The following is a 16938-nucleotide window of genomic DNA, read 5'->3' on the forward strand; positions in this document are numbered from 1 at the left end:
TATGCATCTCAAAAATTGGTTAAAACCGTTGGTTGCGTCGGTGTTCGCACTGGCCTTAATTGGGAATGTTAATGCGGTCGGCGTGCCGGCGGTCGAGGCAAAAAACGGCATGGTCGTCACCTCGCAGCATTTAGCCTCACAAGTTGGTGTAGATATCCTGAAAATGGGCGGCAACGCCGTTGATGCTGCCGTCGCAGTCGGTTATGCGCAAGCGGTCGTCAATCCGTGCTGCGGCAATATCGGTGGGGGCGGATTCATGACCATTCACCTAGCCGATGGACGCGATACTTTTATTAATTTCCGCGAAAAAGCACCCGCTGCGGCAAGCGCCAATATGTATCTGGATGCTGACGGTAAAGTCATCGGCGATGCCAGTTTGTATGGCTATCTGGCGGTCGGCGTACCGGGCACCGTGCTTGGTCTGGACACTGCACAGCGTAAATACGGCAAGTTGACGCGCGCGCAAGTCATGCTGCCGGCGATCAAGCTGGCGCGTGACGGATTCATCCTTAATCGTGGCGATACCGATATTCTCGATACAACGATTAAGTACTTCAAAAAAGATCCTGAAGCCAGTAGAATTTTCTTGCGCCGCGATGGCTCGCCGTTACAACCTGGCGACCGACTAGTGCAAAAGGATCTGGCCAAGACGCTTGAGGCTATTTCCCGCCGCGGTCCTGACGCCTTTTATAAAGGCGCTATTCCAGAGGCAGTTGAGCGGGCATCCAAGAGCGGTAAAGGCATCATTACTGCCGCCGATTTTGCTGATTACAAGATTACCGAAACTGCGCCGGTGACCTGCGATTACCGCGGCTACGTATTTGTATCCGCACCACCGCCAAGCTCGGGCGGCGCGACAATGTGCCAGATCCTCAACACGCTTGAAGGGTATGACCTGAAGTCGATGGGATTTAATTCCGCAGCGGCAGTCCACGTGATGACAGAGTCCATGCGCCACGCTTACATGGATCGCAACACATTCTTGGGCGATCCCGAATTTGTGAAAAATCCGCTAGAGCGTCTGTTGAGCAAGCCTTACGCCGCATCGATTCGTGAGAAGATCAGCGCCGATAAAGCCACTCCGTCCGCAGAGGTACAACCCGGTATGGCGCCGCACGAAAAACCTGAAACGACGCACTATTCTATCGTTGATAAGGAAGGCAATGCGGTATCGACCACCTACACCATTAACGGTCGCTTTGGTGCGGTAGTGATTGCGCCGGGCACGGGCTTCTTCCTCAATGATGAAATGGATGATTTCACCGTCAAAATCGGTGTAAAGAATCTGTACGGTCTGGTGCAAGGTGCAACCAATTCGATTGCGCCGGGCAAACGTCCACTGTCGTCGATGTCACCAACTTTGGTTACCAAAGACGGCAAAACTTTTATGGTGATTGGTTCTCCGGGCGGTTCGCGCATCATCACTATCACATTGGAAACCGCACTCAATGTGATCGACTTTGGCATGAGTCCGCAAGAAGCAGTTGACGCACCACGCTTCCACCATCAATGGCTGCCGGACGAGGTGTATTACGAAACGCGCGGTATGTCAGCGGATACCCTGAAGGTCTTGCGTGGAATGGGTTACAAAATGACCGAACAAACGCCATGGGGTGCGGCTGAAATGGTCATGATGGGCGTGCCGGGTGCAGCGGGTGTTTCTGCGACTAGTTCCGGTAACGACGCTGGCGTTTCAGGCAAGGTTTTGCCTGGATACTATTACGGCGCAAATGATGGTCGTCGTCCTGCCGGTGCCGCGATCGGTTACTAACTTCTGCCAAAGTTGCAGCATTGACTTGAAAAAGGTATAAAAGAGGAAGCGCATGCGCTTCCTCTTTTCTATTCTGCGGCGACAAAACCGTGGAGCCGCCCCTAATTTGGATACGTTGACTCAAGCAAGTCAATCAGAGACCGATCAGCGTCAATGATTTACTCACAGCATCAATCCATTACATGGGTAAAATTAGTCTGTCCATCAAATCGAACACTGCACCTTTTACCTAGCGAGATAACATCATGCCAACAGTCCGTTTAGACGGTAGCCTTATCACCGATTGGGATGCCTTTCACACCGAATCCCAAAAAATATTCGGTTTCCCCGACTTTTACGGACGCAACATGAGCGCCTGGATTGACTGTCTGAGCTATTTGCGCGACGACGAGAGCATGAGTAAATTCAAATTGAAGCCCGATGAAACTTTGATCATCGAACTCCACGACAGCGCACTATTGCAACAAAAGTCACCCGACATCGTCGAGGAATTGTCATTTTGCGTCAGCGCTATCAATGAGCGTTATGACGACTATGGCGAAAAATTGGCATTGGTATTGCGGTTGTGCTGAGTTGTAGTGATAACTTGGACGCAGTGCAGGTGGACAATAGCGCCGATATCTCAAGGTGCAAGATTAAGCGTCATGGATGCTTAATCTTGCAAAAGATAACAACACTAATTCAATTAGACTAAGTCAACTACACTTTAAAAGCGGCTAACTTCTTCGCTACAGCAACATTCTTAAGCGTGACGTATTGCGGCAAACCGTTTTCATATTGCGGATAATCCTCGCCCTGAATCAGGGGCAACAGATAGCGCTTACATTTCTCGGTAATCCCGAACCCATCGCGGCTGATAAAGTCTTTTGGCATAAACTTCTCCACGTTCGCCACGTCTTTCAGGTCCGCCACGCCAATCCGATACTTATACGGCACGTCAGACAAGCGCTGAATCGTCGGCATCACGGCATTGCGTCCCTTCACCGCCAGCTCAACCGCCGCCTGACCCAGTTGATAAGCTTGCTTGACATCGGTCTTAGAGGCGATGTGACGGGCTGAGCGCTGCAAATAATCCGCCACCGCCCAATGAAATTTATAGCCAAGCGCATCCTTGATAAGGTTCGCCACGACTGGCGCCGCGCCACCCAACTGGGCATGACCGAATGCATCAGTAGTGCCTTGTTCGGCCAAGAATCTGCCGTCCGCGTAATGACATCCTTCTGACACGACGATGGTGCAATAACCAAATTTTTTAACGTTTGCATCGACTCGGGCCAGAAATTTCTTCTGATCGAATACGACTTCCGGAAACAAAATCACCACTGGAATATTGTGATCAATCAACAGTCCGCCCGCTGCCGCAATCCATCCGGCGTGACGCCCCATCACCTCAAGGACAAAAATTTTGGTGGAAGTCTTGGCCATCGATTTGACATCGAACGAGGCTTCCAGCGTTGATACCGCAACGTACTTGGCGACCGATCCAAAACCGGGACAACAGTCGGTAATCGGGAGATCGTTATCGATCGTCTTTGGCACGTGAATGGCTTGCACCGGATAGCCCAATGCTTCCGATAACTGCGAGACTTTAAAACAGGTATCAGCCGAATCACCGCCACCGTTGTAGAAAAAATACCCGATGTTATGCGCCTTAAACACGGCGATCAGGCGTTCGTATTCACGCTTATTGGCTTCCAAGCTTTTCAATTTGTAGCGGCAGGAACCGAATGCACCCGACGGCGTATAGCGCAGGGCTGCGATGTCGGCGACCGATTCTTTGGTGGTGTCGATCAAGTCTTCAGTGAGCGCACCGATGATGCCGTTACGACCAGCGTAGACCTTACCGATAGTGTCTTTATGCTTGCGCGCGGTTTCGATTAATCCGCAGGCGGAAGCATTGATGACAGCGGTGACGCCACCGGATTGCGCGTAAAAGGCGTTCTTTTTAGCCATGGATTTATTCTCCGAGTTGTCGATACATTCACATTGGCTAGTATTGCCAGTTGCGACGCAGATTGCAATCGTTTCTACTCGACGGCCGTTGATCAACAAAACTGCCGAAGCTGATACGTCGGGCCGAACGGACGGTGAGACGCATAGCAAAAAATGGCGCAAACACCTTGACACCCGTTCGGCGCATCAATTCAGCGACGGCTTGAATAGCACTGCATGGCTTGCTTACTTAGCCGCGTTAGCCTTCATCCACTCGGTCAGCGCCACGCGGCCGGTCGTCGAGAAGTCGGTAAAAACACCGTCTGTACCCAAGTCAAAATACGCCTTGTATTCCGCTTTAGGATCGCCGTTATAGGTCTTGGTCAGGCGCACACCTTCATCACGAAACGTGAACGGATGCACGAACAAACCCGCCTTGTGCGCATCAGCGACCAAACTTGTCGGCGCCATATTTGAGGCCTGATCTAACGATTTCACCGCATTGCCGGATGCATCAACGCCCTGCGGTGGCAAAATATATAACTTCCATGGCCCAATACCATCTGCGTAAGTCTTAATTTCTGCCAGACCGGCTGGCGTGACCATTGCCGCGAAAGTCCGCGGGTCATTAGCTTGCAGCCATGAGTAAGGTTTAGCAGTGTCGGGCGAACCGTAGGTCATTGCACCGGTTTTAAAATTGGTGCCGTCGCCGTCGATCAATTGCACGACCTTGGTTTTCAACCCCATCTTGCGCATTAACTTCAAACTAGTCGGCTCAAACGACTGCACAAAAACGGGCGAGTCTGGCGTATTCCAACCTTCTTTAATCAGCATTGCCAACAATTTTTCTTCCAGCGGCACACCTAACTGGCGTTGATAAATCGGATTTTTGGTTTCCGGATAAATAAACATTTTGCGTTGCGGATGGGCGGCCATAGTCGCCTTGGCAAGATCAATCACTTCCTGAAACGTCGCCAGCGGATACAAACCGTCATATTGCTTGCTACGCGTAGCGATTGGCTGCTTGACACGCAAAGTCTTCAGCTCGGCAGCCGTGAAATCACTGAAATACCACTCTGGACCGGTAGCAACCCCATCCACCATGCGCGATTTTTTGCGTGGGACGAATTCGGGGTGACTAGCAACATCGGTTGTGTCGCTCAAAAAAACGTTATGACAGGCAAACAAAACACCGTCGCTAGAAGATTGCAAATCCAGTTCGAGCGCATCAGTACCGGCGGCAATCGCAGCCTGATAACCAGCGATGACTTCTTCAGGATAAAGACCAGGCAACCCACGATGCCCAACAATCAAAGGCGGATTGCCATCCAATGTTTTAAAGACACCGCCACTACGTCCGGCAGTTTGCAAATTGCCATTATTGCCAGCACACCCTGCGATCAATAACGTAGCGGTGATGAGTGAGGCGGTAACAGTCAGTAATCGTTTCATAAGTCCTTTGAGATGCGTTTAGGGAAGTCACCAGCAGCATTTTGGCACGGTTAAAAAATGCCGAAAATTGATAGCTTATTAGATAACGTAGTAAACACCATTTTGGTGACCGCTTCATGACCTGAAACTCACCTAAAAAAATTGTCAGCCAATAACCGTGGACTGTCGCAAATTCGGCCCGGCAAGGCGTGCCGACGCAGACAGTACGATTAGTACGGCAAGGAAAGCACAACGCAGCTATCATTTTGTCACGGTTAAAAACCACCGAAAATTGACAACTTATTAGCTAACGTAGCAAACCCGATTTTGGCGAGAGAAACATGAGCTCAAAGTCACCTAAAAACTAAACCCAGAAACTTTTCAACCAGTTTGACAGGGCGGACTGTCGCAAATTCGTCCCAGCAAGGCGTGCCGACGCAGACAGTACGATTAGTACGGCAAGGAAAGCACAACGCAGCTATCATTTTGTCACGGTTAAAAACCACCGAAAATTGACAACTTATTAGATAACGTAGCAAACCCGATTTTGGCGACCGAAACATGAGCTCAAAGTCACCTAAAAACTAAACCCAGAAACTTTTCAACCAGTTTGACAGGGCGGACTGTCGCAAATTCGGCCCGGCAAGGCGTGCCGACGCAGACAGTACGATTAGTACGGCAAGGAAAGCACAACGCAGCTATCATTTTGTCACGGTTAAAAACCACCGAAAATTGACAACTTATTAGATAACGTAGCAAACCCGATTTTGGCGAGAGAAACATGAGCTCAAAGTCACCTAAAAACTAAACCCAGAAACTTTTCAACCAGTTTGACAGGGCGGACTGTCGCAAATTCGTCCCAGCAAGGCGTGCCGACGCAGACAGTACGATTAGTACGGCAAGGAAAGCACAACGCAGCTGGGGCGGATTTGCGACAGTCCGCAAGTTTAGGTGGCGGGGTTTTGGGCTAACCACTCTGTCGGTGAAGCACCTATCCGCTGATTAAACACGCGCGTAAAAGCGGTTGGACTCAAATAACCAACAGCGGGTGCGACGAGTTTCAAGGACTGACCCGCTCGCAACAAAACCTGCGCAACACCAACGCGCCAGTCGGTCAGATAATCCAGCGGTGTCATCCCGACTGTCTCGCGAAAATGGACAGCAAAACGGGCTCTGGACATACCGGCGGATTCCGCCAATTGCTCTAATGACCAACTTTGTTCGGGGCGCTCGTGCATCGCTGTGATGGCTTTTGCAAGACGCGGGTCGCCCAGACCGGCCAAAATACCACCGCCTATTAATTTGTTGCTCATTGCATGGCGCAGCAACAAGATCATCAAATACTCGGTAAGTCGGTCAACGGCAGCCTGTCGACCGCAATTATCTGAAAACGCCTCGGCAAATAACAACGCTAACATCGGTTGTAAGGTAGGCACCAATTCCAATGGGACAACCATGACTTCTGGGAGTGCCTTCATGACGGGATTTTCCACACCATTGCCGAATTGAATGGTGGCGCAAACCATTTCGGTGTTGTCGCGCTCCTCCACATGCAATCTATGCACGCTGGGTCGTGGGAAAAACAATACGGATGGTTCCGCAATGGTGATGGGCTCCATACGCGGGCGCAATACTGTCAGGCGACCGCTATTGATCAGATGAATATGACCTGTTCCGGCCGATAAATCAGCATCTGCGCTACCGCACAGTGAACCGGAGTGAAATACGCGGGCAGAAGGGGCGAAGCGTGCGAACAACGGTGACAAGCGATCCATTACTTTCCTCACATTGATACTAACTGCGTTATTTAGAAGACTATTGATGACAAATAGTATCACTTTCGGTGGCATGATTCTACTCATGCACTCAGCAGTCAATTTGAAAGGAAACACACTATGTCCGCGTTACCTGATCTTAAAGCCGATGCCGTGTCTGCCTTTACCAATAGCACATCCGGCGTTTCACTGATTGATTTTTGGGCGCCATGGTGCGGCCCATGTATTGCGCAGACACCAACGCTGGACGCACTTTCGTCCGAATTTGAAGGACAGATACGGATGGCAAAAGTCAATATCGATAACGCTGCCGAACTGGCGCAAACGCATAGCATACGCGGCGTACCGACTTTGATCCTGTTTGAAGATGGCAAACCTATTTCGCAAAAAGTAGGCTTGCAGAGCAAGTCCTCGTTGCAAGCGTGGTTAAGTCAAGCGGTGTTGCAGCATCAACAACGATCGGCTTGACCGATCTACACAGTCATCACGCAAACGAACACGCTTAACCTGATTTTAAATATGTGGTCTTGATTTATCCCATCGGGCAATTCTGCCTGACGGGCATTGCACTAACATTGTCTTTAAACCTTGCTCTATTAGTCATTTATAAAGCAGTAATCTCTAAAGCTCCAATGCTCTATTACTGAAAGAAAAAAAATGAACATCCAAAAATTTGCTCTTACTGCAGCTTTTGTTGCTACTACTGCCGCTATTGCGGGTTCTGCTTTTGCTGACGCTCGTTATCCAGTCGACGCACCATTTGTCTCCACCAAAACCCGCGCAGAAGTCGTTGCGCAACTGACGCAAGCTGGCGACCAAGGGCGCTTGAACTATAGCCACACGCTGTATCCGATCACCCCGGTTGTGGCTTCGACCAAAACGCGCGCAGAAGTGATTGCGGAATTGACCCAGGCTAGCGATCAAGGGCGCCTGAACTATAGTCACGCATCCTATCCAGTGACGCCATCGACTGCATCAACTAAAACCCGTGCACAAGTACGTGCAGAGTTAGCCACCGCTGATATCGATACTGATCAACAACTCACCGGCAGCAACTAAGTTAGTAACTAATTAATAAAGTGGTAGTTCAGCTAGCGCCTGCCAAGTTGTCCATCGCAAGATCGAACAACTTAGTAGTGCGAGGCTAAACGAGGCAGCTTGCGATCAACGCAATCTGCCTCGTTTGACATTGGTCGCGTGTAAGTCAATCCGATCAACGGGACTAATTCAAACCAGTTAAGATCGCTTGTGGATCATTTCTGGATCCATCATCGACCCCGTTCTGGGCAAACAACCGGCTGGAAACGGCTGAGGAGAAGCAGTATGTCTTTCGATTTTGACCTGTTCGTCATTGGTGCCGGTTCCGGCGGGGTTCGTGCAGCGCGTTTTGCCGCGAGCTTTGGCGCTCGCGTTGCCGTTGCGGAAAGTCGGTATCTGGGTGGCACGTGTGTCAATGTCGGCTGCGTTCCCAAAAAATTGTTGGTCTATAGCGCGCATTTCAGCGAGGATTTCGGTCAGGCAAGCGGTTTTGGCTGGACCACCGATAAGCCGAAATTCGACTGGACCACACTCATCGCCAATAAAGACCGCGAAATACATCGCCTCAATGATATTTATCGCTCTTTACTGGTCAACAGCGGCGTCACGCTAATGGAAGGCCATGCGCGCCTGATTGATCCCCACACCGTGGAAATCAACGATCAACGGTTTAGCGCGGCCAATATTTTGATCGCCACCGGCGGCTGGCCGCATGTTCCCGACATTCCCGGTAAAGAGTTGGCGATCACTTCGAACGAAGCCTTTTTCCTCAAGGAACTGCCGCGCCGCGTATTGGTGGTTGGGGGCGGTTACATTGCTGTCGAATTCGCGTCCATCTTCCACGGATTGGGTGCAGAAACCCGCCTTGTCTATCGCGGAGAAAAAATATTACGGGGTTTTGACGGAAGCGTGCGGCAACACTTGCATGAAGAGTTGGTAAAAAAGGGGTTGAGCCTGGAATACAACGCGGATATCGCACGCATCGATAAACAGGATGACGACAGCTTGTGCGTAACCCTTAAGGATGGCAGTCAAATAATAACGGATTGCGTGTTTTACGCAACCGGACGGCGCCCGATGCTGGACAATCTAGGGCTTGAAAATACCGCAGTCGCCCTCGATGACAAGGGCTTCATTAAAGTCGATGACGAATACCGCACCACCGAGCCATCGGTCCTCGCACTCGGCGATGTCATCGGCCGCGTACAACTCACGCCCGTGGCGCTGGCCGAAGGCATGGCCGTGGCACGACGCTTATTCCGCCCGGAAGAATACCGCCCGGTAGATTACAAAATGATTCCTACCGCAGTTTTTAGTCTGCCTAACATCGGCACGGTCGGACTAAGCGAAGAGGAAGCACGGAGCGCGGGCCATAACGTGACCATCTTTGAAAGTCGGTTTCGCCCGATGAAGCTGAGCTTCAGCACGTCTGACGAAAAAACACTCATGAAGCTTATCGTTGATGCCGACACCGACAAAGTCCTCGGCTGCCATATGGTCGGGCCCGAAGCTGGTGAAATCATTCAGGGGATTGCGGTGGCGCTGAAAGCGGGCGCAACCAAGCGTGTATTTGACGACACAATCGGCATTCATCCGACCTCAGCAGAAGAGTTTGTTACTTTGCGGACGCCACTGCCGGCAAAATAATCGGATTGATGGTGGTAACTATCCTAATAGTGGTGATAAAAAATACTCTGTAGAGAAAAATAAAAAGAGACCCGTTTGGGTCTCTTTTTTGTCGACGTTAGTTATTTCGTTGATTATTTTCGTTGATTATGCCGCTAGTTACATAATTAAAAATAAACGCATTTATCAAAATACAAGACTATTCCTAGCTTTGCATCAAACCAACGAATCCATATTAACCACACTTTCAATGCATCAGAAATGCAGTTTAATCACAGCATCAAACGCTTCTTCTGCCGACTGCCCCAATTTCATCAAATCAGTGATTTCAATAGAGTATTCGCCGATGGTCGGCGGCAGCAAATCGCGGTGCGCTTTGAAATAATCGTATTTTTGGGAGTCGATGATGTCCTGAATCTTGACCGTTGGTGCGCGCGTGCCGCCTACGCTACGACTGCGGGTTGCCGTGACTGCCGTTGTACGAGTACCGACACCGGCCATGGCATTTTTAATTTGATCGAGCGTGTAGACCATGCTGCCATTGCTGCCATCAAACTCTTCACCGATAGGGTGCATCAGGTGATTGGTGCTGTTAAATGCCATTTTCTTATCGGAACTATTAATAACCTGATAATACGGTCGTTGACCAGTACCAGTTAGTCCGAACTGCACGCGGTCGCCATAAGCGACCATTTGTCCTACAACGTCGTTTAGGTAGTCAACTGACAGAGTGTTAATCGTGCCGTCCCAGCGCTTGCTTCTTGTCGTCTTCAAAATACAATATTTCCAATAATGATGGCTGAACAGATCGCGGTGAATTCGATGCAGATAGATTTGCACAAAATGCAGGCGTGATCAGTGCCGGGTGAAATCAAGTCAGTAAATTAAGTAATACCGACATTATCCCCCGACAGGATTTATTTCGAGCAGACTACTGAAAAATATTTTTGAAAAATATTTTTTTATCCCCGTATTTGTTGAATATGCGGATATAAAAGTGGCGCTTGCCACAATTTTGCGCTAAGTCTGGCGCGTAATCACTGCGCAACCGTGCGCTGAAATCATGGGCACACGCTACGGGACAATCGTTGTGAACAGATACACCGCAAAAATCACCAGATGAATCGTCCCTTGCATAACGGTTGTGCGACCCGTTCCTAACGATAAGGTAGCAACAATAAAAGACAACAACAGCAACACAGTCGACTTTACATCAAGCCCAAGAGACAGCGACCAACCGGTCGTCAGCGAGACAATTGCCACCGCTGGAATGGTCAATCCGATACTTGCCAGCGCCGATCCAAGCGCCAGGTTGAGACTGGTTTGCAGACGATTGGCACGTGCCGCGCGCACCGCAGCCAAACCTTCCGGCAGCAACACGACTGCTGCAATAATAATACCGACCAATGTTTTTGGCGCACCGACGCTGGCAACAGCCATTTCCAGCGACGGTGCTAGCGATTTCGCCAACAAAACGACTGCTCCCAGACAAACCAGCAAGAGACCGCCGCTAATCCACGCCACCTTGTCGGATGGCGGCGCGGCGTGTACCTCTTCATCATTCGTCGATTCGTCGGGCAGGAAATAATCCCGATGCCGTACCGTCTGCACCAGCACGAAGGTGCCATAAAGGACTAATGAAATGATAGCGATAAATGCAAGCTGACTGGAACTGTAGAACGGGCCGACGGCGCTTGACGTGTAATTAGGCAATACCAGTGTCAGAACAGCAATGGCCGCCAAGGTAGCTAGCGATGCGCTGACGCCCAACAGCCCAAAAGTTTGCTCTTTGTGCCGACTAGCACCGGCTAATAAACAAATACCGACGATACCGTTGAGGATGATCATGATCGCGGCAAAAACCGTGTCACGCGCCAGTCCCATCGTCTCCTCGCCGCCAGCCAACATCAGCGATACGATCAGCGCCACCTCAATGAGGGTAACCGCGAGCGCCAGGACCAATGTTCCATAAGGTTCGCCGACCCGATGCGCGACGACTTCTGCATGATAAACGGCAGCAAGCACGCCTCCGAGCAGGCCCACCACGAGCAAGAATGTATAGACAAGACCGAGATCAAACCGGGTTCCGATAATTAACATCCACGCGGCAATCGGCGCAACGACAGTCCAGATGGGGAGCGAGGGAAATTTTTTCATGTTTCCGATTGGACACGAATCAAGGATTTTTGGCAAGCGACTGCTTGGCTTTTCCAGCAAGGGATTGCAATGCAGGCAATCAACCGAGCGATACGTAGGCGCAGCGCTTGTCAGCAACATATGTCACTTCACAAACATTAGCCATTTACTTAAATCGCATCGAACGAAGCACGTTTCGACCCAATTCAAGTGTACCGTTACTTATCAAAAAGAAAGCCTCTCAGCGTTCACGCGCTGAAATCCTGCATCGTGTGTTACTGCGTTTTCCGACAAAAAGGACTGACAACCTAACGACATAGTAAGTAAAGCATGCCTATTTCTACGTGCTCCGTAGCGTAATTCTCTCTCAATATTTATCCATTTTTCCCATTAAAAATGTCGTAATAACGAAAGGCACCTCATTCGTGAAACCTGATTTTGAGTCTATCAATGTAATTGGTAAAAACCTGTTCCGCAATAATGCAAAAATGGTGGCCGCTTCGGAGGTCGGCTACAGAATTGCACAAGAACAGAACATGATCGGTATCCGTGTCGACGCCAGCGCTGGGCAAAACAAGTTGCGTGATATCGCAACCGGCAAGGATTTTGTCAATTTATGCTCTTGCTCATATTTGGGGCTGAATAGTCATCCTGCGGTGTTGCAGGGTGGCATTGACGCTTTGCAAAGTCAGGGTATTACTGGCCTTGCGATGGCGGAATACCGCATCCGCTTGAGTGTGATGGAGGAGTTAGAGCAGGAATTGAGGGATCTTTTTAATGGACCGGTGTTACCCGCGATTTCTTGCAGTGCATTGACCGCAGGAATATTGCCGCTGCTGGCATCCGGACATTTAACCGATGGTGAGCCGATGGTGATGGTGTTTGATAAGTGCGCGCATTTTTCAATGGCTTTTATTAAACCGATTATCGCCGATGAGACACTGGTCCTGAACTGTCCTCACAACGACATGATGTATCTGGAGGAAATCTGCAAAAAATATCCCCGGGTGGCTTATATATGCGATGGCGTGTATTCGGTTGGCGGCGTCGCTGATCTTGCCGCTCTATTGTCGCTACAAGAGCGTTATGGCTTGTTTCTTTACTTTGATGACTCGCACTCTCTTTCGGTTGAGGGCAACAACGGTGAAGGTCACATCCGATCCCGGCTTGCCGCGTTAAACGACAGAACCATTATCGTTGCCTCAATCGCCAAGGCATTTGGGAGTACCGGCGGCATCGCCATGCTGGGTTCAGAAAAACATTTCGAATTTTTATACCGGGCTGGACCACTCGGATGGTCACAAAGCCTGCGCACAGCGGCAATCGGTACCACTTTAGGCAGCATCAAAGTACATAAGAGCGCTGAACTGCACACGCTTCAGCAACAGTTAACACACAATATTGCCTTATTTGATCGTCAGATCACCACGCTTCAGCGTGGCAACGGACTCAATATCAAGGTAGTCGAAGTCGGTGATCAGGGTAAAGCGGTCCATTTATCGAAAGCCCTTTATGAGAAAGGGTTTTACTGTTCGCCAGTATTTTTTCCTATCGTAGGTCGGGACAGAGCGGGTGTTCGGCTCATGTTACGCGGTGACTTGCCGGCAGAAATAGTGCAGTCTTTTGTCGATCAACTAAAAGACATACTGCGCAAAATGGATGTGCAACATTAATAGCCGACCATATCATCGCGAATGTCACATCGCACGTTGCTTACGCATGCGTTTTAGCGCGAACAGCGACGCGCTTCCACTTCGACCTCTATTTTTAATCGTCTAAATGGACACGCTTTCAAAAACCGGGGCGATGACATCTGACAAAAAGTCCACTCTGGCATGGATGGGCTTTATTGGTAGCATCATCGCTGTGCTGATGAGCATCATGGACATTCAGATTACGAATGCAGCCATTGGTACGATTCAAACGGCGCTGAAGTTCCCACTGGAAAAAGGCTCATGGTTATCGTCGTCTTATTTGATGGCTGAGATCGTGACCTTGCCTCTGTCTGGGCTGCTGCTTAAGGCGTTGGGAACAAAACGTTACGCTTTTATTTTTTGCGTCATGTTTATGGTCAGTTCCATTCTGTGCGCCCAAGCGTGGAGTTTTTCAAGTCTGATTATTTTTCGCGCACTTCAGGGGGCGGCGGGCGGTGCGCTGATGGCGTTTGCCTATAATTTGATTATCATCAAATTGCCAGCGCACGAGCACTCCAAAGCGAACACGCTATTTGGTGCTACCGTGGCGTTGGCGCCCACACTTGGCCCCATGATTGCAGGCGTGATGACCGAGGCTTTTGGATGGCAGTCGCTGTTTTATATAAATCTTCCCATCGGCCTGCTTGCACTTTGTCTGATGATGGTCGGATTACGGCACGATATTCATCTGCCTTCCGTAAAGGGTCGGATCGATTTTATGGGGCTAATAACTATCGTGGTCGGGTTAGGTTGTCTTCAATACGTTCTCGAAGAAGGGCGCAGTCATAGCTGGTTTGCATCCACACCCATTTCTATGCTGTTCGTAACGGCAATGTCCGCATTAACCCTTTTCGTGGTGAATGAGTTGCGTACGAAAGATCCGTTGGTGAATCTCTTGCTTTTAAAAAATCGTCAGTTATTCATTAGTTGCATGGCGAATCTGCTGGCGGGAGCGGCGTTATTTGGTTGTTATTTTTTAATTCCTTACTTCCTCATCACGCTGAAATCTTATTCGCCTATCCAGATCAGTCATATTATTATATTCGGAGGAATCGCACAGCTGGCGGCACTGATGTGTATGCCCATTATTTTGAAGAAAATCAATATTTATGTGTTGATAGCTACGGGCAGTTTTCTCTTTGCACTCAGCTCCATCACCTGGAGTGTCGCATCCACCAATTTTCATTATGAGTGGATCATCGGAGCGCAAATATTACGAGGCTTGGGCGGGACACTCATGTTGACGCCTTTAGGAATATTGGCAACAACCTCGATAAAAAAGGCCGATGCTGCATCCGCATCGATTTTATTTAATGTATCGCGGACACTTGGCGGCGCGTTAGGAGTTGCCGTATTAACCACGCTAGTCAGTTATCTGCAAATACACTATTACGCTGTTTTGATCCGTACTTATGCAGACGTCCCGGGGGTTTCACTGTCCTCACTGGCCTATCAAAGTTATCAATCTGCGTTTCAAGATACATTTCAACTGATATGTATCGTACTTCTGATCACTTCTTGCATATTTGTCGCTCTACGCATCAAGGATCTCGTCAATCGATGAAAAAAAGATAATACGGAAACCATCATCCGGTTAGTCAGACTATGAGACCGCTTCATACTCTCTTCTGGTCATGTTTCCGCTCGCGCCGCAATGTTTTTCTGATAAAAATCCAGAAACGCAGGCGCGGGTAATGCCTTTGCAAATAGCCATCCCTGACCGTAATCAACCTCACGCATCACAAGGTAATCCGCCTGCGCTTGCGTTTCGATGCCTTCGGCGACAATTTTCAACTCTAAGGTTTTAGCCAAGTCAATAATATGGGGCGTTACGCTGCTGGTCAGTGCATCGGTCCCAATCGTATCAATGAACGCCTTATCAATTTTTAGCGCATCCAGCGGGAGGCCCTGTAAGTACGCCAAACTGGAATAACCGGTACCGAAATCATCAATCGCCACCGTATATCCTAACTGCCGCGCTTTCGTAATCGTCCCTAGTGCAGCGCTGATATCCATAAACCCACGCTCTGTTGCCTCTAACCAGATCTGCTGCGGATGTATGCCGGTGTCATGCAAAGCTTTTCCTAATACCGTCAAAATACGCCCACTTTTGATGTCGCGCGCACTAAGATTAATGGCAATATGCAAGCGGCGGTTCATCACAAGTATATTTTTCATATCGCGAACAACTGCATCGACAACCTGATCGGTGATAGCAAAAATCAGACCACTATCCTCTGCCAACGGAATAAAAAGATCTGGTGCCATCATGTAGCCACTTGGTCGCTGCCATCGGACCAAGGCTTCGGCGCCCACGCACATGCCGGTTTTGAGTTCTATTATCGGCTGATAGTGAACGACAAACTCGCGTCGCTCAATCCCGATTTTCAATTCACCCAAGGGTGACAGCCTTCGGCGCGAAAGAACGACGATGGCTGCGACAATAAGTAATGCACTCAACAAGCCAAGCGGTAACAGCATCATTTGCTCGCGTCTCAATTGAGCGATTATTTTGCTACGCGGCTCAATGGCCACTGCCACTAATCCGGAGTCGCGAAGTACCGAAAAAAGGGTACCTTTCTTTTGGATTCCGGCACCCTTGCGCACAATCGCATTGACCGTTTCCATATCTGGATCGTGCAGGGTTCCAAGTAACTTACCTGCCGAGGTTAACACGGCCAATTGCACGTCGGGTTCGAGAATGACATCAGCAAATCGCCCGGAAGCAATCAGCACCATGTGCGACTTGTAATATAGGCTGGTCATGGTTTGGTCGCCGCCGAACTCAGGAGTCACGCCCACGCTTACCGCGACGCCATCAGGGAGCGTAAAGTCAACCGGATATTGTTTTATATGATTGGGAGCGGGACCACCGGCAGTACACTCCAGCAGACCGTTTGGTATGTATCCAATATCCTCAATGTTTTGCGTGGTGACCGTCACTAGGCGCATGTGCCTGATATGGTCTTCAGAACATGGTTTGACTGACAAATGCTCAAACTTATGCAATGCCTTCGCCGCACTGGTGAAAGTCATCGTTGATCGGTCAAGAGCGAGTTGAGAAAAAAGTTGAAGACGCTCTTCCTCCGCGCTCACCGCAAGATTCCAGGACACAAAAAAAGTCAATGCTAACGAGCCTGCTACACCGGCCAACGCCAGCAGCGTTGCAAAGATCATGACCTGCTTACGATTCAAATCGTGCTCCTACTTACGTTCTGGTGCGCCAGGATCTCGGCTACGCTCACTTCCATCGTACCGTGCCCCGCTGGTTATAATAATTAGAGGATACATGACAACCCATCCCTGCAATGCCGCATTGCAACTAATTATAAATATAGCATCGTACTTTCGAATGGAATCTAAGTCATTAACCTCGCGCCTCAACCAGATCTCGCCTTTTGTCACTACCACTCGCCGCCGCTCTCTAGTATCTGTTGCCGTATCGGATGCCCTCTGAGCAGTCAGCCTAATGATGTGGTGTGCGGTGATTTCGACTAAGATACGTTCCCAACCTTTAGCAGCGAGCGATACCGTA

Annotated in this window: 13 protein-coding genes; 7 read left to right on the forward strand and 6 right to left on the reverse strand. The window is 49.6% G+C overall.

Going from position 1 to position 16938, the window contains the following annotated elements:
* Positions 1 to 109 precede the first annotated feature (109 nt).
* Complete coding sequence (ggt, locus tag ACXX82_RS09855) at positions 110 to 1771, forward strand: gamma-glutamyltransferase (protein WP_322240301.1); 1662 nt, start codon at positions 110 to 112, stop codon at positions 1769 to 1771.
* A 245-nt stretch (positions 1772 to 2016) separates the two neighbouring features.
* Entirely contained in the window at positions 2017 to 2343 is a 327-nt protein-coding gene (locus ACXX82_RS09860) for a barstar family protein (protein ID WP_322234152.1), read from the forward strand.
* 127 nt (positions 2344 to 2470) lie between these two features.
* Here the strand turns inward: ACXX82_RS09860 and ACXX82_RS09865 are convergent, their stop codons facing one another.
* The 3 genes from ACXX82_RS09865 to ACXX82_RS09875 all read right to left on the reverse strand — a co-directional run bounded on the left by ACXX82_RS09865 (position 2471) and on the right by ACXX82_RS09875 (position 6909).
* Positions 2471 to 3724: a 6-phosphofructokinase gene (locus tag ACXX82_RS09865; protein WP_322234154.1), complete on the reverse strand. Its 1254-nt coding sequence runs from the start codon at positions 3722 to 3724 to the stop codon at positions 2471 to 2473.
* Between the two features lie 225 nt (positions 3725 to 3949).
* Positions 3950 to 5155: a glycerophosphodiester phosphodiesterase family protein gene (locus tag ACXX82_RS09870; protein WP_323507604.1), complete on the reverse strand. Its 1206-nt coding sequence runs from the start codon at positions 5153 to 5155 to the stop codon at positions 3950 to 3952.
* A gap of 926 nt (positions 5156 to 6081) precedes the next feature.
* A complete protein-coding gene (locus ACXX82_RS09875) occupies positions 6082 to 6909 on the reverse strand; it encodes an AraC family transcriptional regulator (protein WP_322234162.1) in 828 nt (275 codons plus the stop codon).
* 120 nt (positions 6910 to 7029) lie between these two features.
* On the opposite strand from ACXX82_RS09875, the gene trxA reads away from it, so the two are divergent.
* From trxA to gorA, 3 genes are all read left to right on the forward strand, one after another.
* Positions 7030 to 7377, forward strand: a complete 348-nt coding sequence (gene trxA, locus ACXX82_RS09880) for a thioredoxin (protein WP_322234164.1) — start codon at positions 7030 to 7032, stop codon at positions 7375 to 7377.
* Between the two features lie 189 nt (positions 7378 to 7566).
* Positions 7567 to 7968: a DUF4148 domain-containing protein gene (locus ACXX82_RS09885; protein ID WP_322234167.1), complete on the forward strand. Its 402-nt coding sequence runs from the start codon at positions 7567 to 7569 to the stop codon at positions 7966 to 7968.
* A gap of 264 nt (positions 7969 to 8232) precedes the next feature.
* A complete protein-coding gene (gene gorA, locus ACXX82_RS09890; RefSeq protein WP_458562842.1) occupies positions 8233 to 9594 on the forward strand; it encodes a glutathione-disulfide reductase in 1362 nt (453 codons plus the stop codon).
* Positions 9595 to 9828: 234 nt separating this feature from the next.
* On the opposite strand, the gene ACXX82_RS09895 is transcribed toward gorA, so the two are convergent.
* Positions 9829 to 10347, reverse strand: coding sequence for a hypothetical protein (locus ACXX82_RS09895; RefSeq protein WP_322234172.1), 519 nt, complete (start codon positions 10345 to 10347; stop codon positions 9829 to 9831).
* A gap of 300 nt (positions 10348 to 10647) precedes the next feature.
* The gene (locus ACXX82_RS09900; RefSeq protein WP_458562843.1) at positions 10648 to 11730 is read right to left on the reverse strand and encodes a calcium:cation antiporter; all 1083 of its coding nucleotides are present in this window, start codon (positions 11728 to 11730) and stop codon (positions 10648 to 10650) included.
* Positions 11731 to 12134: 404 nt separating this feature from the next.
* On the opposite strand from ACXX82_RS09900, the gene ACXX82_RS09905 reads away from it, so the two are divergent.
* Complete coding sequence (locus ACXX82_RS09905; protein WP_458562844.1) at positions 12135 to 13382, forward strand: aminotransferase class I/II-fold pyridoxal phosphate-dependent enzyme; 1248 nt, start codon at positions 12135 to 12137, stop codon at positions 13380 to 13382.
* 133 nt (positions 13383 to 13515) lie between these two features.
* Positions 13516 to 14967, forward strand: a complete 1452-nt coding sequence (locus ACXX82_RS09910; RefSeq protein WP_322234180.1) for a DHA2 family efflux MFS transporter permease subunit — start codon at positions 13516 to 13518, stop codon at positions 14965 to 14967.
* 68 nt (positions 14968 to 15035) lie between these two features.
* Here the strand turns inward: ACXX82_RS09910 and ACXX82_RS09915 are convergent, their stop codons facing one another.
* Positions 15036 to 16598, reverse strand: a complete 1563-nt coding sequence (locus ACXX82_RS09915; RefSeq protein WP_323506611.1) for an EAL domain-containing protein — start codon at positions 16596 to 16598, stop codon at positions 15036 to 15038.
* Positions 16599 to 16938 lie beyond the last annotated feature (340 nt).

It is taken from the genome of Glaciimonas sp. GNP009, from assembly GCF_054343755.1.